Source organism: Nocardia brasiliensis, from assembly GCF_011801125.1.
GTDB lineage: Bacteria > Actinomycetota > Actinomycetes > Mycobacteriales > Mycobacteriaceae > Nocardia > Nocardia brasiliensis_C.
The window spans coordinates 1,212,124-1,235,715 of sequence record NZ_CP046171.1; the positions used below are offsets into that span (position 1 = coordinate 1,212,124).

A 23,592-nucleotide genomic window follows, 5' to 3' on the forward strand; every position below is an offset into this window, starting at 1 on the left:
ATAAGAGCTACTATCAAAAGATAGTTTCTCTCATTTTTGGAGGGGTTGTGCGCACTGATTCCACTCGTCGCTGGCTGGCGCTCGGCGCGCTGGCGATCGCGATGCTGACCATCGGGCTCGATGTCACGGTGCTGACCGTGGCGCTGCCCACGCTCGCGGTCGAGCTGCCCGCGAATACCGCCGCGCTGCAATGGTTCAGCAGCGCGTACACGCTCGCGCTGGCCGCGGTGATGCTGCCCGCGGGCGCGCTCGGCGATCGCTACGGGCGCAAGAAGTTCCTGCTTGCCGCCCTGCTCGTGTTCGGTGCGGCCTCGCTCGCCTGTGCGTTCGCCACCTCGGCGGGGCAGCTGATCCTCGCGCGGGTGGTGCTCGGGGTGGCGGCCGCGGCGATGATTCCGCTGTCGATGGCGGTGCTGCCCTCGCTGTTTCCCGAAACGGCGGAACGGCAGCGGGCGCTGACCATCTGGGTGACCGCGACCGCGCTCGGCCTGCCGCTCGGGCCGATAGTCGGCGGCTGGCTGCTGCGGAACTTCTGGTGGGGCTCGGTGTTTCTGATCAATGTGCCGATGGTGGTCATCGGCGTGCTCGCGGTGCTGGCGCTGGTGCCGGAATCGCGCAGCGCGAATCGCTATCGGCTGGACGTGCCCGGCGTCCTGCTCTCGGTCGCGGGCATGCTCGGCCTCACCTACGGATTCATCCGGGTCGGCGAGTACGGCTGGGGCGACGGGCCCGCCTGGGCCATCGTTGGTGCCGGTGCGCTGCTGCTCGGCGCGTTCGTGTGGTGGCAGCGCAGGACCGCCCATGCGCTGATCGATCTCGGCTTGTTCGAGCACGCCGGATTCCGCTGGGGCACCGCGTTGTCCATCGTCGTCAACTTCGCCATGTTCGGCATGTTCTTCACGGTGCCGCAGTATTTCCAGGCGGTGCTCGGCGTGGACGCGCTCGGCAGCGGCCTGCGCTTGCTGCCGTTGATCGGCGGGCTGATCGTCGGCAGCCGGGTGGTCGACCGGGCGCTGCCGAAGCTCGGCACCCGGGTGGTGCTCGCCGCGGGCTTCGGCCTGCTCGCCGCCGCGCTCGCGCTCGGCGGGCTGACCACCGCGGACAGCGGCTACGGATACACCGCGCTGTGGCTGGCCCTGCTCGGCGCCGGAATGGGCCTGGCCATGCCGACGGCCATGGGACTGGCGATGGACGAGCTGTCCGTCGAGCGCTCCGGCTCCGGCTCGGCGTTGATCCAGGCGCTGCGACAGGCGGGCGGCACCATCGGCGTCGCGGTCCTCGGCACCGTGCTGGTCAACCAATACCGTTCGGGGCTGGGCACATTGAACCGCGAACCCGTCTCGGACGGGGTGAACGCCGGGGTCGCGATGGCGCATCGGGCCGGCGACTCGGCGATGCTGCACCAGGTGCAGACCGCGTTCGTCGGTGGCATGGCCGCGATGCTCTGGGTCTGTGCGGCGCTGTGCGTGGTCGCGGCAGGGCTCGCCGTCGCGTTCCTGCGCGCGCCGCGACCGGTCGCACCCGAGGAACGGCACCGGCCGGTCACCGCACCGGACGCGGTTGTCGGGACCGATGCGTCAGAATCGAAGCATGTCGGTTGATGTGTCCGGAGAAGAGCCCGCGGTGCGCGGCCTGAGGGAGCGGAAGAAGGAGCGGACCCGCCGGACGATTCGCCTCGAGGCGTTCCGGCTGTTTCGCGAGCAGGGCTACGGGGAGACGACCGTCGAGCAGATCGCCGCGGCCGCCGAGGTCTCGCCGAGCACCTTCTTCCGCTACTTCCCCTCGAAGGAACAGTTGGTGCTCGCCGACGACCTCGACCCGGTGCTGCTGCGGGTGTTCCAGGCGCAGCCGCAGCACGTGCCGCCGCTGCGAGCGTTCCGCGACGCGATCGCCGAGGTCTTCAGCGGGTTGCCCGCCGAGGAGCTGGCCTTCGAACAGGAACGTCAGGCGCTGGTCTACCACGTGCCCGAGCTGCGCTCGGCCATCGGACAGGAGATGCTGCGCAGCATCGAACTGTCCGCGGGCATGCTGGCCGAGCGGCTCGGCGTGTCCCCGGACGACTTCGAGGTCCGGGTGTTCTCCGGCGCGCTGGCCGGCATCGCGCTGGCCATCACGACGGTCGCCCCGGTCAACGCCGAGAACCTCGCCAGAGCGATGGAGTTCCTGGAGGCGGGCCTGCCACTGGGGCGCGAGCACGCCGCCGAGTAGGCCCGAACCTACTGCGCTCCGGCGATATTCGAGTGGCGCAGCCGGGCCGGTGTCTCGTCGTCCATGGTCGCGAAGAACCCGCCGATCACGTCCTCGATCTCGGCGATCGATTCCGCGCAGTAGAGAATCGGCTGGTAGTGCGTAATGTCGTAGACCGCGCTGCCCATCTCCGCGACATCGAGCGGGCGCAGGTCGGCGCCGCGGAACTCCTCGATCTCGCCGTAGGACGACAGCAGTCCCGCGCCGTAGCAGCGGACCTCGCCCCGCTCGCGCACCACGCCGAATTCCATCGAGAACCAGAAGACATTGGCCAGGAATTTCAGCGCGGTGTCGGTCTCGAGTCGTCCGACGGCCGCGCCGACCGCCTCGTAGATGGCCGCGAAGCGCGGGCTCGCGATCTGGTTGGCGTGCCCGATGATCTCGTGGATGGCGTCGGGCTCCGGGGTGTACAGCGGGGCCGAGTGGTGCCGAATGTACTGGGTGGAGTGGAAGATCCGGTCGGCGAACGAGCCGAAGAACTCGCGCAGCGGCACCAGGCCCGCGGCGGGCGCGTAGCGGAATCCACTGAGCGGCAACAGCGCCGCGGAGACCTCGTCCAACTGCGGGATGTGGTCTTCGGGCAGGGCCAGTCGCGCCGCCGACGCCAATACCTCGGCACAGGCGTAGGTCTGGTGCTTCTTGGCGAGCTCCGCGGAGGCGATCCGCCACACCTGCTGTTCTTCGTCGGTGTAGTCGATCTGCGGAACCGGCTTGCCCGGGGCGTAGTCGAGGGCGAGTTCGGCGATGGCGTTGCGACGCGTCCGGTAGTCGGCGTCGTGCACGCCGGGGTGCTCGTCGCTCAGATGGACGGTCACGCCGCCATCGCCGGACCGGGTCACCGGTGAGTACAGCTGAGCTTCGGTGAACATACGTCGATGCAAGCACCGCGGCGGCTCGGCGACAACAAACGGGCATTCAGCTTGGCAAAGTGCATAGCTGTCTTCGGATATAGGCCCGCTTACCGGCGTCCGACGGCGTATTCCAGCGGCGAGCTGACCAGTGACCGCCGGGGCCCGGAAAGCGCCTCGGCGGCCGGTGCCTGCGGCGATGCCGAAGGTGTGCCGAACGCCTGGTCATCGGTGGCGCGTTGCGGTGCCGAACCTGCTTGCGGCCCTGAAAAACTCGGTGAATCCGGCCACTCTGATCGATTTGCCGGACATGAGCGGGCGGGACAGCGCAAAATGGCGAACGTACGAAGGAGGACGCATGAAAACCGTGCGGATCGATCTCGACCAGAAGCTGCTCGCCGCCGCTGCCTCGATCATGGGCACCTCGACGAGCAATGCCACCATCAACGAGGCCCTGCGCCGGATCGTCGTGCACGAACGTCAGCTGCGCCATCTCGAAAAGCTCGCCGCGACAGCGTTGTTCACCCTCCCGGCGCCCGAGGTCGTGGTGGTCGACGGGTAGTCGTTCAGGACTTCCGGCACCGCAGGTCCGCGGTAGGCGCGGTCAGGTCGATCAGATACTTCAGCACGGGTTCGTCCACGCAGGCGACACCCTCGAAGGTCACGCCGTGCTGGGTGCCCTCATAGGTGATCAATGCGGCGCCGAGGGCCTTGGCCAGGGCGACCCCGCCGGGGTACGGCGTCGCCGGATCGCCCGTCACCGCGACGACCACGACCTTCGGCAGCCCGGCCACATTCGGCACGTGCGGCTGCGCGGTCGGTGGGACCGGCCAGAACGCGCAGGTGTCGAGCGGCGTCCGTTCGTTGACCACGCCGTCGTCGAAAATCGGCGCGGCGCTGCGGGATCGGCGATCGATATCGTTGGCGACCGCGCGATCGGTCACGCGGACCTGCTCGAGGCAGAGCACCGCGCGATGCACGTCGTCGGAGGAGACCTCTTGATACTCGCCCGCCTCGCCGAGCAGCGTCTCGCCGCGGCCGTTGGCGAGCTCGGTGAGTCCCTTGGTGAGCGCGGGCCAGGACTCGGGGGAGTAGAGCGCGGCGATGGTCGCGGTGACGACGGCGTCGTAGTCGAGGGTGCGCTGGTCCGCTGTGCGGATCGGGTGCCGGATGAGCGGTAGCGCCAGCGCTCGGTAGGCTTCGGTCGCCTTCGCCGGATCGGTGCCGAGCGGGCAGTCCGGCGCCTTGGCGCAGTCCGCTGCGTAGGCGTCGAAGGCCTGCTGGAAACCCGCGGAGATGAGCACCTCGTCGGCGATGTTCGTGGTGGGATCCACGGGTGCGTCGAGCACCATGGCGCGGACCCGGTCGGGGAAAAGTTCGGCGTAGGTCGAGCCGAGGCGGGTGCCGTACGACGCGCCGAAGTAGGTCAGCTTCTTGTCGCCGAGCACGGCGCGGATGACGTCCATATCGCGCGCGACGTCACCGGTGCCGACGTGGCCGAGCAGCGCAAGGCCGGTGCGCCGGGCGCACGAATCCGCGTATTCCTCGTTCTCCTGCTCGATCTGGTCGATCTCGGCGAACGGATCGGTCATGCCGAGCACGCGCTTGCTGGTCAGGTGCTCCTTGGTGGAACGGCAGCGGACCAGTGGCGTCGACGCGCCGAGGCCGCGCACGTCCATCCCGATCACGTCGAACCGTTCGGCCACCGGCAGTTTCGCCAGTGCCAGCGGCAGCAGCAGGCCGGGCGCCCCGGGGCCGCCCGGATTCGTCAGCAGCGAAGCGACTTTCGCGCCGGTGGCCCGTGCGCGGGAGATCGCGATCTGCGCCGTCTCGCCGTCGGGCCTGCCGTAGTCGATCGGCACGGTGACCCGCGCGCACTCGATCCCGGCCGCGGTGAGTTCGGTGCCGCCGCCCGGGTAGTCGTCGCACGAACCCCATGCGATCCGCTGCTGGTAGTACCGATCCAGGGTCGGCGCGGGCGGTGGCGGCGCGTCCTGGCTGTTGCCGCACGCGCCGACCAGCAACGCGACCGCGGCGATGATCGCGGTCAGCCCGACGGCGCGCCCGGATGCCGCGGTTCCCTTGCGCGATGTGCACATTCGTCGACCCCTGTACCTCGTGTGACGTACTCAGTCTGCCGGACGGACAGTGAAGCGCGATCGGCAGGACCGGACAACTCGGGCGGCACGCGGGCGTGGCCACCATGTCGGTGGGGCCTGGCACACTGCGAGGCACTGTCGCCGTGACCAAGGGGTGGAACGATGCCGGTTTCTCTTATCGATGTGCCCGTCGAGCAGCGCCCACGCGAGCGGCTGCTCGCCCTCGGACCGCAGGCGCTCAGCGACGCCGAACTGCTGGCGCTGCTGCTACGGCACGGCAGGCGCGGGGCCAGCGCCCTCGATCTGGCGGTGGAATTGCTCGTCGAGCACGGCAGCCTGGCCGAGCTGGCAGCGGCGCGCCCCGAGGAACTGGCCCGCCGGGCCGGCATCGGGACGGCGAAGGCCGCCGCCCTCGTCGCCGCGTTCCATCTCGGTGCGCGGGCCCGCACCGGCACCGGCGGCGCGACGCGGCTCACCGGCGCGTCCGATGTCGCCGACGCCGCGCGCCCGCTGTTCATCGGCGCCCGGGTCGAGCGGCTGCTGGTGCTGGTGTGCGACGCGCAGAATCGGCTGCGGCGCAAGGTGTTCGTCGCCGAAGGCGCGGTCGATCAGGTGGCTGTCCCGGTCCGCGAGATCCTGAACACCGTCCTGCGGCACGACGGTCGCGCCTTCGCCGTCGTGCACAACCACCCCTCCGGCGACGCGGTGCCCAGCCTGGACGATCGCCGCGCCACCGCGCTGCTCGCCGAGGCCGCGCGCACCGTCGGTCTTCGCTTCCTCGATCACGTGGTGATCGCGGGCGAAGAGTGGGCCAGCGCGCCCGCCATCGCATACTGACCGATGCGACCGGCGGGCGAGCGGGCCGCCGTCGCGGCCGCCTTCCGGCGCCTGCGCGGTAGTCCCCGGGTGCTCGAGCAGGCCGAGCGGAAGTACTTGCGCGGCAACGGTTCACCGGGGCCCGGTGCCGGGCGGCGCGGTGGTCGAGTCCGGTGTCGCCGACGGCGCGATCGGCTCGGCCTGGGTGTCGCGCACAACGCCGGGAACGCGATCGAGCACCACGAAGCTGGCCCGCGTGTGCACGGGTGCGCCGGGGCGGTGGATATACGGCACGACCCGGAAATCGCTGCGCCACCGGCCGTGCTCGAGTTCCACCCGGACGTAACCGCGCTGCGCGTTGAAGAACTCGAGGTCGGGATTGGCGGCGAGCAGATTGCGCCCGGAGGCGGTCATGTCCGCTCCGTCACCGCCGCTGCTGATCGACGTGCCGATGAATTCCGAAGCCACCACCGGCGATTCGGGATCGGCGAAATCTCGCCGCAGATTCGCCGCGTGGTTCTGGTGCCGGTCGCCGGTGATCACCACGAGATTGCGCACGCCGTGGTCGGCGGCCGCGCCGAGCACCGCGTTGCGGTCGGCGACGTAGCCGTCCCACGAGTCGGTGCCGACCGCGGTGACCGGCCCGGCGTCCTGATCCGACTGACCCATCGACACCTGATTGCCGAGGATCTGCCAGCGCGCGGTCGAGTGGGCGAAGCCGTCGATCAGCCAATCCCGTTGCGGCGCACCGAGCAGCGTGCGGTCCGCGGCGAACCGATCGGCGCAATCGATGACGGTGTTGCCGTCGCCGCAGGCCTGCTTGTCGCGGTACTGCCGGGTGTCGAGCATGGTGATCTCGGCCAGATCGCCGAAGGCGTAGCGGCGGTGCAGATGGATCGATGACCCGGCGGGCAGCTGGGCCCGACGCAGCGGTTGATGTTCGTACATCGCCTGGAACGCAGCGGCTTTGCGCCGCCGGAACAGCGCGGGGATGCGGTAGATATCGATGCCGAGGCCGGGCGCCTCGCCTGCCCAGTTGTTGTCGATCTCGTGATCGTCCATCGTGACCAGCCACGGGAACGCGGCGTGCGCGGCGCGCAACGGCGCCTCCGCCTTGGCCTGCGCGTAGCGCAGCCGGTATCCCGCCAGATCGACGGCTTCCCGCTGCAGGTGCGGCTCGACCGTCATGCCGGCGCGGCCGCGGTTCCAGCCGCGCTCATAGATGTAATCACCCAGGTGCACAACAAGATCCAGGTCTTCGGCGCTCATGTGCTGATAGGCGGTGAAGAAGCCGGAGGTCCAGGACTGGCAGGAGGCGAACGCGAATCGCATCCGCGCGGTCGGTTGACCGGGTGCCGGGGCGGTGCGGGTGCGGCCCACCGGGGAGAGCGCCGAGCCGGCCCGGAAACGATAGAAATACCACCGGTCCGGTGCCAGGCCGGTGATCTCCGGATGCACGCTGTGCGCCAGCTCGCGCGTCGCCAGCGCCGTGCCGCGCGCCACCACCTGCGCGAAGTTCGCGTCGTGCGCGACCTCGTAGTCCACGCTCACCGGGGCCATCGGCATGCCGCCAAGCCCGTCGGGGGCGAGCGGATCCGGCGCGAGTCTGGTCCAGAGCACCACGCCGTCGGCCGTCGGCTCACCGGAAGCGACGCCGAAGGTGAACGGATCGTCGGACCAGCGCGGGGCCCGGAACACGCCGCTGCTCGCCGCCGAGGTACCGAGCAACACGGCAAGCGACCCGGCACCGCCGAATCTCAGCAGTCGGCGTCGCGACAGACCCATACGTCAGGGTATATCGCCCGGTGGTCAGCCTGCCGGTTGTCGGTCGGGGCGTTGGCGGGGCTGCGACTACTCAGCTGGGTGGGCCGAGCCTGAGTGGCTTGTACTCGGATTCCTTGGTGCCAGTGCCAGTGCCAGTGCCTACCCCGGCGCGTGCGCGTGTGTCGGTGCTCGTGCCAGTGCTGGCTCCAGCCCCAGCGCCTGTGTCTGCTGCGGTCTCGGTGCCCGGCTCGGTACTCGCCGCGACCGGCGACGCGGCGCTCAGCGAGGCCAATCCCGCACTGCCGGTGGCGATTCCGGCCGCCACCCCGGCGCCGAGGGCGACTCCGAACGGGACGGCGGCCGCACTGCCGTTGCCGAGCATGGCGCTGCCGGTGCCCGCCATCGCGGCGAACGGCGCCGCCGCCGCGCCGGCACCCGCGAGACTCGCGCTGCCGGTGCCCGCGGCCGCACTGCCCGCGCCGAGCATGGCCAAGGGGGTACCGAGGCCACCGCTGGCGACGCTGCCCGACGCGCCGACGGCCGCGCTGCCGGTGCCGAGCAACGCCGCGCCCGTACCGAGGACGACGCCCAACGGCGCGAGCGCCGCGCTGCCGGTGCCCGCCGCGGCACTGCCGGTGCCGAGCACCGCGGCCCACGGTGCGGCGGCGACGCTGCCGGTGCCGAGCATCGCGCTGCCGGTGCCGAGCAACGCGGCCAGGCCGAGGCCGAGTGCGGCGCCGCCGGCGCCGAGCGGGCCTGCGGTGTCGACGAGACCCGGGTACAGCAGGGTGTTGAGCACCGTGCGGCGCGGTGCCGCGGCGGGCATCAGGCCCGGGTACAGCAGCGTGCCGAGCACGGCGCGCGACGCGGCGGGGGTGGCGAACCGCGTGGCGAGGACCGAGCTCGCGGGCGGTGCCGCGCTGTCCCGATGCGGCACCGCGCCGGTGGGCGCCGAGGCCGTTGCTGCCGCGGCGACCAGCGCCGGGCAGGTGAGCATGGTGGCGGCGATCGCGATGCGGAGCATGAACATGGATGAGCGCCTTCCTCCGGGCCACGCACGGAAAGCGGGGTGGCGTGGCTGACGATGTATCGGCAACCTGGAGAACACGTCCAAGATCAACTTACCGGCAACCCCGCGGTATCGACGGCACATTGCGCGCGATAACCGCTGGACAGAGCGGTTCGCACCGAAAACGGGGCAGCAGGCGCGCCGCGCGTCGCCTACTGTTCGGATATGGGAATCGCGCTCAGCCCAGCCACCATCGCCCTGCTCGACGGCAAGAACTACGCGGTGCTCGCCACGCTCAACGCCGACGGCAGCCCGCAGACCTCCGCGATGTGGGTGCTGCGCGACGGCAACGACTTGCTGTTCTCCACCCTGGAAGGCCGGCTCAAGCACCGCAACATGCTGCGCGACCCGCGGGTGAGCGTGACGGTGATCGACTCCGCCGACGGCGAGAGCTATGTCGAACTGCGCGGCCGCGCGAGCATCACCCACGATGTCGATCTGCGGGTCGGCCACGAACTGTCACGAAAGTACGACGGCACCGACCACGCGCCGCCCGCGCCGGGCGAGGTCAGGGTCGCGGTGCGCGTCGAGGTCGACAAGGCCACCGGCTACGCGGCTTGACCGCGTCTAGGGGGTGCCGCTCGCCCCTTCACTAGGGTGGGTCGGCATGGACACCGCTGCGGTCGTGCCGTCGAAGGTCGTGTCCTCGACGCAGGCGGCCGGTCGGTCCGAGTGCGACGGGCCTGGTCCTGCCCGTCGGGTGTCGCCCGTCCTGCTCGTCGCGGTGTGCGCGATCGTGCTGCAACTCGTGCTGCGCGGCTGGGTGGCGGTCAACGGGTACTTCTACTGGGACGACCTGATCCTGGTCGGCCGGGCCGGTCGCTATCCGCTGCTGTCCACGGAACTGCTGCTGTACAACCACGACGGGCATTTCATGCCGCTTGCCTTCGTTGTCGCCTGGGTGGTGACGAAGACCGCGCCGCTGGTCTGGGCGGGACCGGTGCTGGTGTCGGTCATCGGCCAGCTCGCGGCGTCGCTGGCGGTGCTGCGCATGCTGTCGCTGTTGCTCGGGTGGCGGTGGGTGCTGCTGGCTCCGCTCGCCTTTTTCCTCTTCTCGCCGGTTACGCTGCCCGCCTTCGCGTGGTGGTCGGCCGGATTGAACACGCTGCCACTGCAATTCGCGCTCGCCTGGATCATCGGGGACGCGGTGCTCGTGCTGCGCACCGGGCATCGCCGGTACGCGGTGCGCGCGATCATCGTGCTCGTTGTCGCGCTGCTGTTCTTCGAGAAGTCGGTGCTCGTGCCGTTCGTCGCGTTCGCGGTCGTGGTGCTCGCGCGCTACCTCGACGAGCCACGGAGTCGGCACGGCGTGCTCGGCGAGGTCGCGCGCCGCGGGCGGGCGCTGTGGCTGGGTTCGGGTCTGGTGCTGCTGGTCTGGGCGGCGGTGTACCTGGCGATCGTCGGGGTGTCCGGTGTGCACAACAACGCGGCGGGGATGCGGGATTGGCTGCCCAACGCGACCTCGCTCGGCGTGGTGCCCGCGCTGGTCGGCGGGCCGTGGCGGTGGGAGCGCTGGCTGCCCGCCGCGCCGTGGGCCGATCCGCCCGGCGGTGCCGTCGTGCTGGCCTGGGTGGTGCTGGCCGCGATCGTGGCGCTGTCGGTGTACACCCGGCGCGGGGCGTGGTCGGTGTGGGCGCTCGCCGTCGTCTACGTGCTGCCGGTGCAGCTGCCGGTGGCGCTGGTGCGCGGCGGCCCGAACACCGCGGCCGAGCTCATGCAGTCGCTGCGCTACTTCGCCGAGCTGGGTGTCGTGGGCGCCGTCGTCGGCGCCCTGCTGCTGCGGGCACAACCGCGCCGGCCGCCGCCGCGGTGGTTCGGCGCGCGTTTCGCGGTCGCGCTGACGGTCGTGTTCGTGGTCAGCAGCCTGTGCTCCACCTACACCTTCGTGCGCTCGTGGCGCCCGAGCCCCACGAAAGCCTATGTCGCGAACGCGAAGTCGGCCCTCGCACACTGGGACGGCGCGCCGCTGCTGGAGCAAGAAGTGCCATGGGACGTGCTGAATCCGCTGGCCTATCCGCAGAATCTGGCCAGCCAGGTGCTCGCACCGATAGCGGCGCCGGGCACCTTCACCGACTCGACCCCGCACCTGCGCATGCTCACCGACACCGGCACCGTCGTCGAGGCCGAAGTCTGGTGGAACCGCCGGATCCTGCCCGGCCCGAATCCCCGGTGCGGCTATCGAATCCACGGCGGCGACCCGGTGACCGTCCGCCTCGACGGCCCGATGCTGGAACACGAATGGACCGCCCAGCTCAACTACCTTGCCGACCGCAACGGAAAACTCGCCGTGACCTTCGAACACGGCGAACCCGTCACCGTCCCGGTGCGCGCCGGCCTCAACACCGTCTACGTCCGCCTGACCGGCAGCGGCTCCGCCCTGCGCCTCGTCTCCCGCACCGAGGGCCTGACCACCTGCCTCGGCGTCGGCCCGGTCGGTGTCGCCTCCTACGACAACTGACCCGGGAACGCCGAAGGCCGCCCGCATCTTTCGATGGAGGCGGCCTTCGGGGTCTCGGGGTCAGCGGGCGAAGAGCAGAGCGCGCTTGACTTCTTGGATGGCCTTGGTGACCTCGATGCCGCGGGGGCACGCGTCGGTGCAGTTGAAGGTGGTGCGGCAGCGCCAGACACCTTCGACATCGTTGAGGATGTCCAGGCGTTCGCGGGCACCCTCGTCACGGCTGTCGAAGATGAAGCGGTGCGCGTTGACGATGGCGGCGGGGCCGAAGTAGCTGCCGTCGCTCCAGTACACCGGGCACGAGGTGGTGCAGCACGCGCAGAGGATGCACTTGGTGGTGTCATCGAAGCGCGCGCGGTCGGCCTGCGACTGGATCCGCTCCCGGGTCGGCTCGTTGCCCGAGGTCATCAGGTACGGCTTCACCGCGCGGAACGCGTCGAAGAACGGCTCCATGTTCACCACGAGATCCTTCTCCACGGGCAGGCCGCGGATCGGCTCGACGGTGATGGTGAGGGTCTTGTCGCCCTTGGGCAGCATGTCCTTCATCAGCACCTTGCAGGCCAACCGGTTGACCCCGTTGATCCGCATGGCGTCGGAACCGCACACACCGTGCGCGCACGAACGCCGGAACGTCAGCGTGCCGTCCAGGTAGGACTTGATGTAGATGAGCACGTTGAGGAATCGGTCCGTCGGCAGCACCGGCACCTGGAACGACTCCCAGTGCGCACCCTTGTCGTCCTCCGGGTTGAACCGGGCCACCTTGACGGTGACCATCACGGAGCCCTCGGGGACCGGCGCGGGCTTGGCCGGAGGGGTCTTCTCGAGTACGCCGGCGGACGGCGAGGCGGCGGAGCCGCCGGGGTGGGTATGTACAGTCATCAGTACTTACGCTCCATCGGCTCGTAACGGGTCTGCACCACCGGCTTGAAGTCGAGGCGGATATCGGAGATGAGATCCGCGCTTTCCTTGTAGGCCATCGTGTGCCGCATGAAGTTCACGTCGTCGCGGTCCGGGTAGTCCTCGCGGGCGTGGCCGCCGCGCGATTCCTTCCGGTTGAGCGCACCGACGACGGTGACTTCGGCCAGTTCCAGCAGGAAGCCGAGCTCGACGGCTTCGAGCAGGTCGCTGTTGTAGCGCTTGCCCTTGTCCTGCACCGTGATCCGGCTGTAGCGCTCCTTCAGCACGTGGATGTCGGTGAGGGCCTGCTTGAGGGTGTCCTCGGTGCGGAACACGGCGGCGTTCATGTCCATCGTGTACTGCAGCTCGGTGCGGATATCGGCGACCCGCTCGTCGCCGTGATCGGACAGGATCAGCGCCAGCCAGTCCTGCACCATCTGCGCGGGCTTGTCCGGCAGGTCGACGAACTCGGTGCGGTGCGCGTACTCGGCGGCGGCGATGCCGGCGCGGCGGCCGAACACATTGATGTCGAGCAGCGAGTTGGTGCCGAGGCGGTTGGAGCCGTGCACCGAGACGCACGCGCACTCGCCCGCGGCGTACAGGCCGGGCACCACGTCGGTGTTGTTTCGCAGCACCTCGCCGCGGATCTTGGTCGGGATGCCACCCATCACGTAGTGACAGGTCGGCATGACCGGCACCAGCTCGGTCACCGGGTCGACGCCCAGGTAGGTGCGCGCGAACTCGGTGATGTCGGGGAGCTTCTCCTCGAGCACGTCCTCGCCGAGGTGGGTCACGTCGATGTAGACGTAGTCCTTGTTCGGCCCGGCGCCGCGACCCTCGAGCACCTCGAGCACCATCGAACGGGCGACGATGTCGCGCGGCGCGAGGTCCTTGATGGTGGGGGCGTAGCGCTCCATGAAGCGCTCGCCGCTGGCGTTGCGCAGGATGCCGCCCTCGCCGCGGACGGCCTCGGAGATCAGGATGCCGAGCCCGGCCAGGCCTGTCGGATGGAACTGGTGGAACTCCATGTCCTCCAGCGGAAGACCCTTGCGGAACACGATCGCCATGCCGTCGCCGGTCAGCGTGTGCGCGTTCGAGGTGGTCTTGTACATCCGGCCCGAACCGCCGGTGGCGAAGATGATCGACTTCGCGTGGAAGACGTGGATGTCACCGGTGGCCAGCTCGTAGGCGACGACGCCGGTGGCGACCTGGCCCCGGTCGGTGTCGCTGAGCACCAGGTCGAGTACGTAGAACTCGTTGTAGAACTCCACGTCGTGCTTGACGCAGTTCTGGTAGAGCGTCTGCAGGATCATGTGACCGGTGCGGTCGGCCGCGTAGCACGCGCGCCGCACCGGGGCCTTGCCGTGATCGCGGGTGTGACCACCGAAGCGACGCTGGTCGATCTTGCCCTCGGGCGTCCGGTTGAACGGCAGACCCATCTTCTCCAGGTCCATCACCGCGTCGATGGCCTCCTTGGCCATGATCTCCGCGGCATCCTGGTCGACCAGGTAGTCGCCACCCTTGACGGTGTCGAAGGTGTGCCATTCCCAGTTGTCTTCTTCGACATTCGCCAGTGCGGCGCACATGCCGCCCTGTGCCGCGCCGGTGTGGCTGCGGGTCGGGTACAACTTGGTCAGGACGGCGGTACGCGCCCGGGGCCCGGCCTCGATCGCCGCGCGCATGCCGGCGCCACCGGCACCGACGATCACGACGTCGTAGCGATGCTCCTGAATCCGCGATTCACTCATCGAAGTGGCCTGTTCCTAACTGATGTTGGGGTCGAAGGTGAAGATGACGTAGGTGCCGACGGCCAGGATCAGGATCATCGAGATGGCCAGCAGCGTGTTCAGCCAGAATCGAGTCGAGTCCTTGCGGGAGTAGTCCGCGATCACCGTGCGCAGGCCGTTGCCGCCGTGCAGCTGGGCGAGCCAGAGCATGGTCAGGTCCCAGATCTGCCAGAACGGGCTGGCCCAGCGGCCCGCGACGAAGCCGAAGTTCAGCCGCTTCACGCCACCGTCGAGCAGCAGCATGATCGACATGTGGCCGAGCACCAGGACAATCAGCAGCAGGCCGGAGAAGCGCATGAACACCCAGGCGTACATCTCGAAGTTGTTGTTCGAGCGGGCGCGGGGTGAGCGCGGCGAATCCAGGCTGGCCGGCCGGTCATAAGACTTACCGAGGACAGGTGCACTCATGCCCGCACCTCGCTGACGCTCGGTCCCGGCATGACCGCACTGGCGGCTGTTGTCATTTTTCGCTCGCTTCGCTCACGCATCTCAGTGCTCCGTGAAGAGGTAGAAGAACTGGCGGCCGATGGCGGGTACCGCCAGCACGAACCAGATCGCGAGGATGATCCAGAGCATCGTGCGCTGGTACTTGGGGCCCTTGGCCCAGAAGTCGACCAGGATCACGCGGACGCCGTTGAGTGCGTGGAAGAGCACGACGACGACCAGGCCCATTTCCATCAGCGCGACGATGGGCGTCTTGTAGGTCTCGATCGCCTGGTTATAGGTATCCGGACTGACTCGGACCAGCGCGGTATCCAAGACGTGCACGAAGAGGAAGAAGAAGATGGTGCAACCGGTGATCCGGTGCAGCGCCCAGGACCACATTCCGGGGTCGCCTCGGTACAGCGTCTTCCGCTTCGGCTGGGCCGGAGCTTCTATCGTGGTCATAGAGTGCGGTGCCTCCAACGTCGTTGATGGACCCGGTTCGCTGATTCGACGCCGGCTGCGTTCCGGGGCATATGCCCAGGTGGCTGCGTTGCGGCCCGCTGCCGGGAACCTGAACCGATCTATTTGGACTCTAATCCTCTCGGTTTCCCGGAACTAATTCGGCGTGCCGTGCGTTGCGCTACAGTCGGGCGGGTTAGGTTTGCCTTTCTTGATGTGTGCGGGGTTGCGCCGAGGCCCTGTCGCGGCCAGGTCGGGCGCGTTCGAGAAGGGGTTCACGATGCCGGAAATCGACTGGAAATCCCTGCGTGACAACGCAATTCAAGTAATGCGTAATGCCTATGTCCCGTACTCGCGGTTTCCGGTCGGCGCGGCGGCTCTCAGCACCGATGGTCGAATTGTGCGGGGCTGCAATGTGGAAAATGTCTCATATGGTTTGACCCTGTGTGCCGAATGCGTACTCATCGGTAACTTGCATTCGGCGGGCGGGGGCCGGTTGCGCGCCATCGCCGTGTGCGATTCCCGCGGCGAAATCCTGATGCCGTGCGGGCGCTGCCGTCAGCTCCTCCATGAACACGGCGGGTCCGACCTTCTGGTCGATCACAAGAGCGGACCCGTCCGGCTCGGTGTGCTGCTGCCCGACGCCTTCGGGCCCGATGATCTGGACGCCGGTCAGGTGTAAGGCGTTCGGCTGCTCCGGGAGGAGGTCTGGCGGCCGTCAGCAGTCCGCGTCGATGTCGTCCTCGGTCGCGACGGTGATCGCCGAGATGTCTGTGGCGGGCACGCCGATATGGCGCAGGAGTAGCGCGAAGCTGCGGCGCTGTACCAGCTCGATCCCGGTGACGCGTCGCCTCAGTTCGTACAGCGACTCACTGTGCGTGTCTTCGATGTCGGTGACGCGCGTCTCCAGCGCCCGGACGCGACGGTCGATGCGTGCGGATGTCATGGATCCCCCTTGCCCCGTGTTCGATTGATGCGCTGAGGCTATCGGAGGGCCCCGACAAGAACCAGACCCCGGCGCCCGTTCGTGCCAGACTGGCGAATGTGACGGCACTGGACGCGGTTTCGATCATCACGACCAAACGCGACGGTGGTGAGCTCTCCGACGCCCAGATCGACTGGGTGATCGACGGGTTCACCAAGGGGGTGGTGGCCGACGAGCAGATGTCGGCGCTGGCCATGGCGATCGTGTGGCGGGGCATGACCCGGCGCGAGACCGCGCGCTGGACCGCGGCGATGATCGCCTCCGGGCGCCGCATGGACTTCACCGATCTGCCGCGGCCGACGGTGGACAAGCACTCGACCGGCGGTGTGGGGGACAAGATCACGCTGCCGTTGGCGCCGTTGGTCGCCGCGTGCGGCGCGGCCGTCCCGCAGCTGTCCGGGCGCGGGCTCGGGCACACCGGCGGCACCCTCGACAAGCTAGAGGCGATTCCGGGTTGGCAGGCCGACGTTTCGGTACCCCGGATGCGGGAGGTGCTGAGCGATCCCGCGGTCGGCGCGGTGATCTGCGCGGCGGGCGCGGACCTGGCGCCTGCGGACAAGCGGCTCTACGCGCTGCGCGATGTCACCGGCACGGTGGAATCCATTCCGTTGATCGCCAGCTCGATCATGAGCAAGAAGATCGCGGAGGGCACTGCGGCCCTGGTGCTCGACGTGAAGGTGGGCGCGGGCGCGTTCCTGAAGACGCTCGACGGCGCGCGTGAATTGGCCACGGCGATGGTCGAATTGGGCACCGACGCGGGTGTGCGCACGGTGGCCCTGCTCACCGCGATGGACACCCCGCTCGGTCGCACGGCCGGTAACGCGCTCGAGGTCGCCGAGTCGGTGGAGGTGCTCGCCGGCGGCGGGCCCGCCGACATCGTCGAGCTCACCGTCACGCTCGCGCGGGAGATGGTGGCGCTGGCCGGCCTCGACGTCGACCCCGCGGACGTGCTGGCCGACGGCAGGGCGATGGATCACTGGCGTGCGATGGTCCGCGCGCAGGGCGGCGACCCGGATGCCGCCCTGCCCACCGCCCGGCACGCCGAGGTCGTCCCGGCCGCCCGTGACGGCGTGCTCACCCGCCTGGACGCGATGGGCGTCGGTGTCGCCGCCTGGCGGCTCGGTGCTGGCCGGGCCAGACAGGGTGATCCGGTGCAGTTCGGTGCGGGCATCGAAATGCACGCCAAGCCGGGCGATTCCGTCACGGCCGGGCAGCCGCTGCTCACCCTGCACACCGACACCCCGGCGGCATTCGCGGGCGCGCTGGACGCACTCCGGGACGCCGTCGCCATCGGTGAGCCCGGCGAAAAGCCGACCACCCCTTTGCTTCTCGGTCGAATCGGCGGCTGAACGGCTACGCGACACCGCCTCGTCAGCTGTTGGCGGACGCGAGTCAGCTTGGCAGTCAACGGGTTATCTGCCGGGTGCGGCACACCGTGACCAGGTGGCGCCTTCGCCCGACTCGTGTCGATGTGTGAGCCGATCCATGCCCGGCCGGCAACGAGATGGTTGCCACTGCACCAGTCGGGTGCCGTCGCGGCCGGGTGCGGCTACCGTCATTACATGACTGGACCGACCGCATTGACCCTTGCCTCGATCCGACAGGCGCCAAAAGCGCTGCTGCACGACCACCTCGACGGTGGTCTACGGCCCGCCACGGTGCTGGAGCTGGCCGCCGAGTGCGGCTATACGGACCTACCCGCCACGGATGAGGCCACCCTGGCCGCCTGGTTCCGCGACGCGGCCGACAGCGGATCGCTGGAACTGTATCTGGAAACCTTCGCCCACACCGTGGCCGTCATGCAGACACCGGAGGGTCTGCGCCGGGTCGCCCGCGAATGCGCGGAGGACCTCGCCGCCGATGGCGTGGTGTACGCCGAGGTGCGTTTCGCGCCCGAACAGCATCTCGAACGGGGGCTGACCCTCGACGAGGTCGTCGAACACACCCTGGCCGGGTTCCGGGAGGGCGAGGCGGCCGCCGCGGCGGCGGGCCGCCCGATCGTGGTGACCTGCCTGCTCACCGCCATGCGGCACGCGGCACGATCGCGGGAGATCGCCGAACTCACCGTGCGCTTCCGTGACCGCGGCGTCGGCGGGTTCGACATCGCGGGCGCAGAGGCCGGATTCCCGCCGAGCAGGCACCTGGACGCGTTCGAGTACATGCGCGCCAACAGCGCGCACTTCACCATTCACGCGGGTGAGGCGTTCGGGCTGCCCTCGATCCACGAGGCGCTCGCCTTCTGCGGCTGTGACCGGCTCGGCCACGGCGTGCGGATCACCGACGACATCAGCGTGCCCGGTGCGATCGAGGACGCGCACCTCGGGCTGGTCGCGAACTACGTGCGGGACATGCGCATCCCGCTGGAGCTGTGTCCCTCGTCGAACGTGCAGACCGGTGCGGTGCCCTCGCTGGACAAGCATCCGTTCGACCTGCTGGCTCGGCTGCGCTTCCGCGTCACGGTCAACACCGACAACCGGCTGATGAGCGACACCACCATGAGCAAGGAGATGCTGAAGCTCGTCGACACGTTCGATTACGGCTGGAGCGATCTGGAGCGGTTCACCATCAACGCGATGAAGTCGGCGTTCATCCCGTTCCCGGAACGGCTGCGGATCATCGACGACATCATCAAGCCGGGCTACGCGGTCCTGCTCGGCTGACCGACCAGGGTGTGAACCGGGTGACAGTCCATGGGTGAGTGCACCCGGTTTCGCTAGCGTGGCCGACATGGCGACACTGCGCATTCCGAGTCGATTCAACGGTCCGCCGGGTACCGGTAACGGCGGATACGTCGGCGGCTTGCTCGCCGAGCGGCGCGATGAGGACGCGGTTACCGTGGTGCTGCGCAACCGCCCGCCGCTGGACACCCCGCTCGAACTGCGCGACGGACACCTCTACTCGGGGGACACCCTGGTCGCCGAGACCAGGGCAGGCGAATTCGATCGTGCCGCACCGCAATCGGTTCCCTTCGCGACGGCCACGGCGGCCGCGAGCTCGTACCGGACCAACGAGATGTTCGCGTCCTGTTTCGTCTGCGGCAGCGCCCGTGCCGACGGCCTGCGCATCGAGGCGGGGCAGGTCGACGCGGGCCGGGTGGCGGCACCGTGGATACCGGACAGCTCGCTCCCGCTCGGTCCCGCGATCGTGTGGGCCGCGATGGACTGTCCGGGTGGCTGGTCGCTGCCCGACATGATGGACCGGCCCGCGCTGCTCGGCTCGATGACCGCCACCGTGCACGACCTGCCCGCGGTCGGCGAGCAGTGCGTCGTCGTCGGTGAGGCGCACGGCGCGCAGGGCCGCAAACTGTTCGCCTCCACCGCGGTCTACGGAGCCGACGACCGGATGCTCGGCCGGGCCGAGCAGATTTGGATCCGGCTGAAGTGACCAGGGCGGTAACCGAAGCCGGGTAAAGCCGAGCCCCCCGTCGCGTCGCGGCGGGGGGCTCGTGGCTACTGCGGCTCGTGGCTACTGCGGATTGAGCCGGGCCTCGAAATTGCGTTCCAGATCCCGCCAGGCCTGCGCCTCGGCGGCGAACGGAGGGTTGGGTGCCAATCGGTTCGGGTCCGGGTTCAGCAGGTACGACACGTACCAGCCGAGCGGATTGGACTGGGCCAGAGCCTGTTCCACGACATCGTCGCCCGCGTAGTCGGACGCGTCGGTGAACAGTTCGACCGCCAGGTCGAGCTGTTCGATGTCGACGGCCTCCGGGCCCTCGGCCAGATCGTCGGCCAGCCCGGGCAGCACGTAGACGTTCTCGTCGGTCACCTCGACCTCGAGCGAGCCGTCCACGGCGGCGGTCTGCACATCGGTGAAGGTGCTGACCCGCGCCAGGTCGTGCTCGTGGTCGTCGGCCAGGTAGCGCGCCAGCGCGCGTTCGGAGCCGAACACCGTGATCTTCTTGTCGCTACCGAGGAAGATCGGCTCGTCGTCGAGGTAGCAGCGCAGGGTGAAGTAGGTGCCGTCGGAGGTGACGATCTTGACCGGGTCGATGCCGACCTCGTGCCAGAACGAATCGTCCTCGTCCTCTTCGTCCTCGTCGTCGGCATCCAGATCGACGGGCTCGAACTCGTCCTCTTCGTTGTCGGCCGCGTCGTCGGCGTCGACCACGTTCTCCTCGGCGGCCAGCAGCTCGGCCTCGGCGACGGCGACGGCTTCGGCGTCCACGTCGGGGGTCTGCACCACCGAGTCGATGGCGTCGAGCACGTCGTCCCAGCCCTTGGCGATGGCGGCGCCGATCTGGTCCCACAGCTCCTCGCCGTCGCGGCCGAGGAAGGCGTTCACGCCGCCGGGCAGCGCGCCGAGCACCGGATGCGACCCGAAGAACTTGGTCACCGTCTCCAGCTCGCACACCTCGCCGATGTTGCGAACCATGCCGAGGGTGTCCTCGAGCTCGGCGATGGTGTCCACCTCGGGCTCGCCCGCGGCGAGCTCGGGCACGGCGACCAGATCGAAGGAGAAGTTCTCCTCCGGCTCCAGTTCCACCGCGGAGAGCCCGGCGACGACCTTCCACGCCGGGTGGTCGACGAGGTCGTTGTCGGAGTTGGTCCGGATGAACGCGGCCAGCTCCGCAACGGACTCGAAACCGTAGAGGGAGTCCTCGTGACCGAGGAACGCCTCCCACTCGTCGTCACCGTCTCGCCAGCGCGGTGCCCACAGGGTGACGAGATCGCCGTCGGTCAGGCCGAGCTCGATCGGGACGATGTCTCCAGAAGCCATGAGCGGAAGCCTATCTACCTTCCGCGTCAGGCACTATCCGGCCCGCCCCCAATGGCCCCGCCGGCGGGGTTCGCCGGCGGAACGAACGACTCGTTCAGTGTCGCAACGACCTTCGAGCGCTGGTTGCCCGCGTCCTCGGCGGCTTGCCTGCAGGCCCACACGATCAGCTGTCCGACCTCGGCGGGTGGCAGTGAGGTGACGGTCTCCGCGAGGCTCAGCGCGACGAGCGCGCCGTCGCTGTCCACCTCGACGGTGACCGATCCGTCGTCGGTGGTGTGCCGGCCACGGACCTGTTTGAGGCCGTACAGTGCCGCCTCCAGCGCCTCCAGCTTCTGCGTCGCGTTCGCGACCAGAGCATCCATCTCCGCGCTCATGCGTCCGCCTCGCTAGCGCTCGGCTCCCGCACGAGCGCCGTGGCGGCAGTGTGCATTGCTTGCTCGCTCCGCTCGCTCATACAGGCCTCATCCAGGTCGTCGGTCCGGTGTCCGCGTCGTCGATCCGGTCCAGCTCGTCGACCGCGGCCTGGCGGGTGGGCAGGCCGAGCCGGTCGAGGATGTCGGCGGGCATGCCTGCCTCGGCCAGCAGCTCGCGCCTGCGGGCCTTCGCGGCGACGGTGGAGCGCTTGGTGAGCCGCAAGATCTCGTTCGCGAGACTCTGGGCTCCGTAACGGTATTCGCTGCGCTCGAACTTGATCTCCACCGGCATGCCCTGATCGGTGGCGCGCACCGAGATGGTGCCGGACCGGTTGGTGCTACCGGCCACCGTGACGTTCGGAATCTGCGGTTGCGTCATGAGGTCGGCCGGTAGAAGCCGTAGAAGCCCATGCCTGAGTTCTCCGTTCGAATAGAGCTGATCTGGACCGGGTCACCGGCCTCGACGAACTGGCCGTTGCCGATCACCATCGCGACGTGGCCATCCCAGATCGCCAGGTCGCCGGGCATCAAGTCGCCGGGAGACACCGGACTGCCGGTGGCCTGATCGGCGGCAAGTCTAGGGATGTCGACGCCCGCCTCGCCGTAGGCGTACTTGGTGAGTCCGCTGCAATCCAGCCCGGCGCCGGGGGTGTTGCCGCCCCACACATACGGAGTGCCGACCGCGCCGAGCGCCGAGCGCACGGCGGTCGCCGCCTTCTCGTTCGGCGCCTCGACGACGCTGCCATCGGGCAGCGTGATCTTCACGCCCTTGCCGTCGGCCGACAGCCCCGACGAGCCGGTGTTCGGCTTGGTGGTGCTCGGCGAACCCTGGGTGCTGGAGGTGGTGCTCGGCGTCGACGCCATCGACGCCGGGATGGTTGACATCGCGCTGCTCATCAGCCCGCTCGCCATCGAGCCCGCGCCGCTGAGCGCGCTGGACGCGGTCGAGACGAACTGCTGCGCGCTCGCGGCGGCGGTCGTGGTGCCCGCGAGCGAGGGCGTCGACGGCGGCGGGGTCAGCTCGGTCATCGAGGCGGTCTGGGTGTTCAGCTCGTTGCGCACCCGGCCGACCACGTTGAGCGCCTGGCCGAGATGGTCGATGGCGGAACCGACGATCATCGTCATGCCCGCTGGCGTGGCCAGCGCGGGGCCCGCGCTCACCGCGGTGTTCACGAACGACTCGACGATGCCGGTGAGTTCCTTCTGGCCCGTCTCGACCTCGGCCGCGGCCTGACTCACCACGGTTGCCATGTCGTTGCCGCGGTCGGAGATGGTGGCGGCGGAGGTCTGCACCCGCAGCGCCTTGGCCGTCGCGGCGTCGGCGGCCTGGCCGTCCCAGGCCAGGTTCATACCGTTGATGCTGTCGCGGCCCATCCGGTGGATCTGGTCGACCGCGCTGGACGTGCTGCGCAGCGCGTCGGAGGGTCCGCCGGTCGGCAGGACGCCGGAACCGAAGCTGGACAGCAGTTCGATGATCGGTTTGGCCAACGCCTCGATATCGATCACAGGCTCACCCGTCCAGTTCGGCGGCCGCGCTCTGCAGCGATCCCGCGTGCGCGACGTCGGTTTCGGTGAGCACCGTGGCCGCACCGGTGGCCGCGCCACCCATGCTGGTCAGCACCGCGGAGAGTTGACCGATCGCGGCGACGTGTCCGGCGTGCGCCGCGGCGTATGCGGCCATGAAATCGCCGCCGACCAGTCCCATGATCGGTCCGAGCAAGGCAGGTTCGGCCGCTACGGCACTGGCCGCGGCCGTGGCCATCTCCCCGGCCATCACATGCGCGGTCGCGCCGTAGGCCGCGATGCCCTCGGTGTCCGCCGACATCTTCCGCATCAGAGCTTCCCCCATCCTTGTTTCCCAGGCAGAGTACGTCATCCACTTGGTTCGACGCGCGCTCTTCCCGTTCGGTTCCCACCGATGCGAAAAAACTTTCGGGCCGAGCTTTCGGCGGCGGACCCGCACTCACTTTATCGTTCCCTCATGCGTACTGACACCGTGGACCACCCGCTCGCCGCCGCCCTGTTGACCACGATGCGAGACGCGCGTACCGACAATTCCGCCTTCCGTACCGCGCTGCGCGAACTCACCAGGATCCTGGTCTACGAGGCGTTGCGCGGTGCGCCGACGGAACAGTTCGAGATCAGCACGCCCGTCGCCGTCACACAGGGCGCGCGGCTGGCCGCGCCGCCGCTGCTGGTGCCGGTGCTGCGGGCGGGCCTCGGCATGGTCGACGTGGCCGCCGAACTGATCCCCGACGCCAGGGTCGGCTTCGTCGGCATCGCGCGCGACGAGCAGACCCACCAGCCGGTCCCGTACATGGAGTCGCTGCCCGACGATCTGGCCGGTCTGCCGGTCTGCGTGCTCGACCCCATGCTGGCCACCGGCGGCTCGATGCGGCACACCCTCGAACTGCTCGCCGCCCGCAACGCCACCGACATCACCGCGATCTGTGTGGTCGCCGCGCCGGAGGGCGTTGCCGCCCTCGCGGCTTCGGGGCAGCCGGTGCGCCTGGTCACCGCCGCCGTCGACGCGGGCCTGAACGAGCACGCCTACATCGTCCCCGGTCTCGGCGACGCAGGCGATCGGCAGTTCGGCCCGCGCTGAGCGTCC

At 69.2% G+C, this 23,592-nt stretch carries 25 protein-coding genes; 11 read left to right on the forward strand and 14 right to left on the reverse strand.

Annotation, left to right across the window (positions count from 1 at the left end):
* Positions 1–47 precede the first annotated feature (47 nt).
* Entirely contained in the window at positions 48–1,601 is a 1,554-nt protein-coding gene (locus F5X71_RS05425) for an MFS transporter (RefSeq protein WP_167460937.1), read from the forward strand.
* Positions 1,591–2,208, forward strand: coding sequence for a TetR family transcriptional regulator (locus F5X71_RS05430; protein WP_174817013.1), 618 nt, complete (start codon positions 1,591–1,593; stop codon positions 2,206–2,208). Before F5X71_RS05425 ends, F5X71_RS05430 begins: the two co-directional genes overlap by 11 nt.
* 8 nt (positions 2,209–2,216) lie before the next feature.
* Here the strand turns inward: F5X71_RS05430 and F5X71_RS05435 are convergent, their stop codons facing one another.
* Complete coding sequence (locus F5X71_RS05435) at positions 2,217–3,116, reverse strand: phenylalanine 4-monooxygenase (RefSeq protein ID WP_167460939.1); 900 nt, start codon at positions 3,114–3,116, stop codon at positions 2,217–2,219.
* Positions 3,117–3,453: 337 nt separating this feature from the next.
* Here F5X71_RS05435 and F5X71_RS05440 point away from each other — a divergent pair, with 337 nt between their 5' ends.
* Positions 3,454–3,657 (forward strand): type II toxin-antitoxin system VapB family antitoxin, encoded by a 204-nt coding sequence (locus F5X71_RS05440; RefSeq protein WP_167460940.1) that lies wholly within the window; start codon positions 3,454–3,456, stop codon positions 3,655–3,657.
* A 4-nt stretch (positions 3,658–3,661) separates the two neighbouring features.
* Here F5X71_RS05440 and F5X71_RS05445 read toward each other — a convergent pair whose 3' ends face one another.
* Positions 3,662–5,194 (reverse strand): alpha/beta hydrolase, encoded by a 1,533-nt coding sequence (locus tag F5X71_RS05445; RefSeq protein ID WP_167460941.1) that lies wholly within the window; start codon positions 5,192–5,194, stop codon positions 3,662–3,664.
* 162 nt (positions 5,195–5,356) lie between these two features.
* Between F5X71_RS05445 and F5X71_RS05450 the strand changes: the two genes are divergently transcribed.
* Positions 5,357–6,031 (forward strand): JAB domain-containing protein, encoded by a 675-nt coding sequence (locus tag F5X71_RS05450; RefSeq protein ID WP_167460942.1) that lies wholly within the window; start codon positions 5,357–5,359, stop codon positions 6,029–6,031.
* Positions 6,032–6,142: 111 nt separating this feature from the next.
* Here F5X71_RS05450 and F5X71_RS05455 read toward each other — a convergent pair whose 3' ends face one another.
* Both F5X71_RS05455 and F5X71_RS05460 read right to left on the reverse strand, forming a co-directional pair.
* Entirely contained in the window at positions 6,143–7,795 is a 1,653-nt protein-coding gene (locus tag F5X71_RS05455; protein ID WP_167460943.1) for an alkaline phosphatase D family protein, read from the reverse strand.
* Between the two features lie 70 nt (positions 7,796–7,865).
* Positions 7,866–8,804, reverse strand: coding sequence for a hypothetical protein (locus F5X71_RS05460; RefSeq protein WP_167460944.1), 939 nt, complete (start codon positions 8,802–8,804; stop codon positions 7,866–7,868).
* 204 nt (positions 8,805–9,008) lie between these two features.
* On the opposite strand from F5X71_RS05460, the gene F5X71_RS05465 reads away from it, so the two are divergent.
* Positions 9,009–9,404, forward strand: a complete 396-nt coding sequence (locus F5X71_RS05465) for a PPOX class F420-dependent oxidoreductase (protein WP_167460945.1) — start codon at positions 9,009–9,011, stop codon at positions 9,402–9,404.
* Positions 9,405–9,450: 46 nt separating this feature from the next.
* On the forward strand, positions 9,451–11,301 hold the full coding sequence (locus tag F5X71_RS05470; protein WP_238815729.1) for a hypothetical protein: 1,851 nt from the start codon (positions 9,451–9,453) through the stop codon (positions 11,299–11,301).
* A 60-nt stretch (positions 11,302–11,361) separates the two neighbouring features.
* Here the strand turns inward: F5X71_RS05470 and F5X71_RS05475 are convergent, their stop codons facing one another.
* From F5X71_RS05475 to sdhC, 4 genes are all read right to left on the reverse strand, one after another.
* On the reverse strand, positions 11,362–12,072 hold the full coding sequence (locus tag F5X71_RS05475) for a succinate dehydrogenase iron-sulfur subunit (protein ID WP_228836019.1): 711 nt from the start codon (positions 12,070–12,072) through the stop codon (positions 11,362–11,364).
* 104 nt (positions 12,073–12,176) lie between these two features.
* On the reverse strand, positions 12,177–13,928 hold the full coding sequence (sdhA, locus tag F5X71_RS05480) for a succinate dehydrogenase flavoprotein subunit (RefSeq protein WP_167466237.1): 1,752 nt from the start codon (positions 13,926–13,928) through the stop codon (positions 12,177–12,179).
* A gap of 30 nt (positions 13,929–13,958) precedes the next feature.
* Positions 13,959–14,390 carry a succinate dehydrogenase hydrophobic membrane anchor subunit gene (locus tag F5X71_RS05485; RefSeq protein ID WP_167460947.1) on the reverse strand — a complete coding sequence of 144 codons (432 nt, stop codon included), beginning with the start codon at positions 14,388–14,390 and terminating at the stop codon, positions 13,959–13,961.
* A gap of 81 nt (positions 14,391–14,471) precedes the next feature.
* Complete coding sequence (gene sdhC / locus F5X71_RS05490; RefSeq protein WP_081869145.1) at positions 14,472–14,870, reverse strand: succinate dehydrogenase, cytochrome b556 subunit; 399 nt, start codon at positions 14,868–14,870, stop codon at positions 14,472–14,474.
* A 277-nt stretch (positions 14,871–15,147) separates the two neighbouring features.
* Here sdhC and F5X71_RS05495 point away from each other — a divergent pair, with 277 nt between their 5' ends.
* Entirely contained in the window at positions 15,148–15,549 is a 402-nt protein-coding gene (locus tag F5X71_RS05495) for a cytidine deaminase (protein WP_167460948.1), read from the forward strand.
* Positions 15,550–15,585: 36 nt separating this feature from the next.
* Here the strand turns inward: F5X71_RS05495 and F5X71_RS05500 are convergent, their stop codons facing one another.
* Positions 15,586–15,813, reverse strand: a complete 228-nt coding sequence (locus tag F5X71_RS05500; RefSeq protein WP_167460949.1) for a hypothetical protein — start codon at positions 15,811–15,813, stop codon at positions 15,586–15,588.
* A gap of 98 nt (positions 15,814–15,911) precedes the next feature.
* Here F5X71_RS05500 and F5X71_RS05505 point away from each other — a divergent pair, with 98 nt between their 5' ends.
* The 3 genes from F5X71_RS05505 to F5X71_RS05515 all read left to right on the forward strand — a co-directional run bounded on the left by F5X71_RS05505 (position 15,912) and on the right by F5X71_RS05515 (position 19,236).
* The gene (locus tag F5X71_RS05505) at positions 15,912–17,201 is read left to right on the forward strand and encodes a thymidine phosphorylase (protein ID WP_174817014.1); all 1,290 of its coding nucleotides are present in this window, start codon (positions 15,912–15,914) and stop codon (positions 17,199–17,201) included.
* A 213-nt stretch (positions 17,202–17,414) separates the two neighbouring features.
* Entirely contained in the window at positions 17,415–18,512 is a 1,098-nt protein-coding gene (locus tag F5X71_RS05510; RefSeq protein WP_167460950.1) for an adenosine deaminase, read from the forward strand.
* Positions 18,513–18,579: 67 nt separating this feature from the next.
* A complete protein-coding gene (locus F5X71_RS05515) occupies positions 18,580–19,236 on the forward strand; it encodes a hypothetical protein (RefSeq protein WP_167460951.1) in 657 nt (218 codons plus the stop codon).
* An 81-nt stretch (positions 19,237–19,317) separates the two neighbouring features.
* Here the strand turns inward: F5X71_RS05515 and F5X71_RS05520 are convergent, their stop codons facing one another.
* From F5X71_RS05520 to F5X71_RS05540, 5 genes are all read right to left on the reverse strand, one after another.
* Positions 19,318–20,568, reverse strand: a complete 1,251-nt coding sequence (locus tag F5X71_RS05520; protein WP_167460952.1) for a primosomal protein — start codon at positions 20,566–20,568, stop codon at positions 19,318–19,320.
* A 26-nt stretch (positions 20,569–20,594) separates the two neighbouring features.
* The gene (locus tag F5X71_RS05525; protein WP_167460953.1) at positions 20,595–20,942 is read right to left on the reverse strand and encodes a YbaB/EbfC family nucleoid-associated protein; all 348 of its coding nucleotides are present in this window, start codon (positions 20,940–20,942) and stop codon (positions 20,595–20,597) included.
* A 76-nt stretch (positions 20,943–21,018) separates the two neighbouring features.
* Positions 21,019–21,360, reverse strand: coding sequence for a hypothetical protein (locus tag F5X71_RS05530; RefSeq protein WP_167460954.1), 342 nt, complete (start codon positions 21,358–21,360; stop codon positions 21,019–21,021).
* Complete coding sequence (locus F5X71_RS05535; RefSeq protein ID WP_167460955.1) at positions 21,357–22,487, reverse strand: C40 family peptidase; 1,131 nt, start codon at positions 22,485–22,487, stop codon at positions 21,357–21,359. The genes F5X71_RS05530 and F5X71_RS05535 overlap by 4 nt, the downstream gene beginning before the upstream one ends.
* Before the next feature lie 4 nt (positions 22,488–22,491).
* Positions 22,492–22,815, reverse strand: a complete 324-nt coding sequence (locus F5X71_RS05540; RefSeq protein WP_167460956.1) for a type VII secretion target — start codon at positions 22,813–22,815, stop codon at positions 22,492–22,494.
* A 147-nt stretch (positions 22,816–22,962) separates the two neighbouring features.
* Between F5X71_RS05540 and upp the strand changes: the two genes are divergently transcribed.
* A complete protein-coding gene (gene upp / locus F5X71_RS05545) occupies positions 22,963–23,586 on the forward strand; it encodes a uracil phosphoribosyltransferase (RefSeq protein ID WP_167460957.1) in 624 nt (207 codons plus the stop codon).
* The last annotated feature ends 6 nt before the right edge of the window (positions 23,587–23,592 follow it).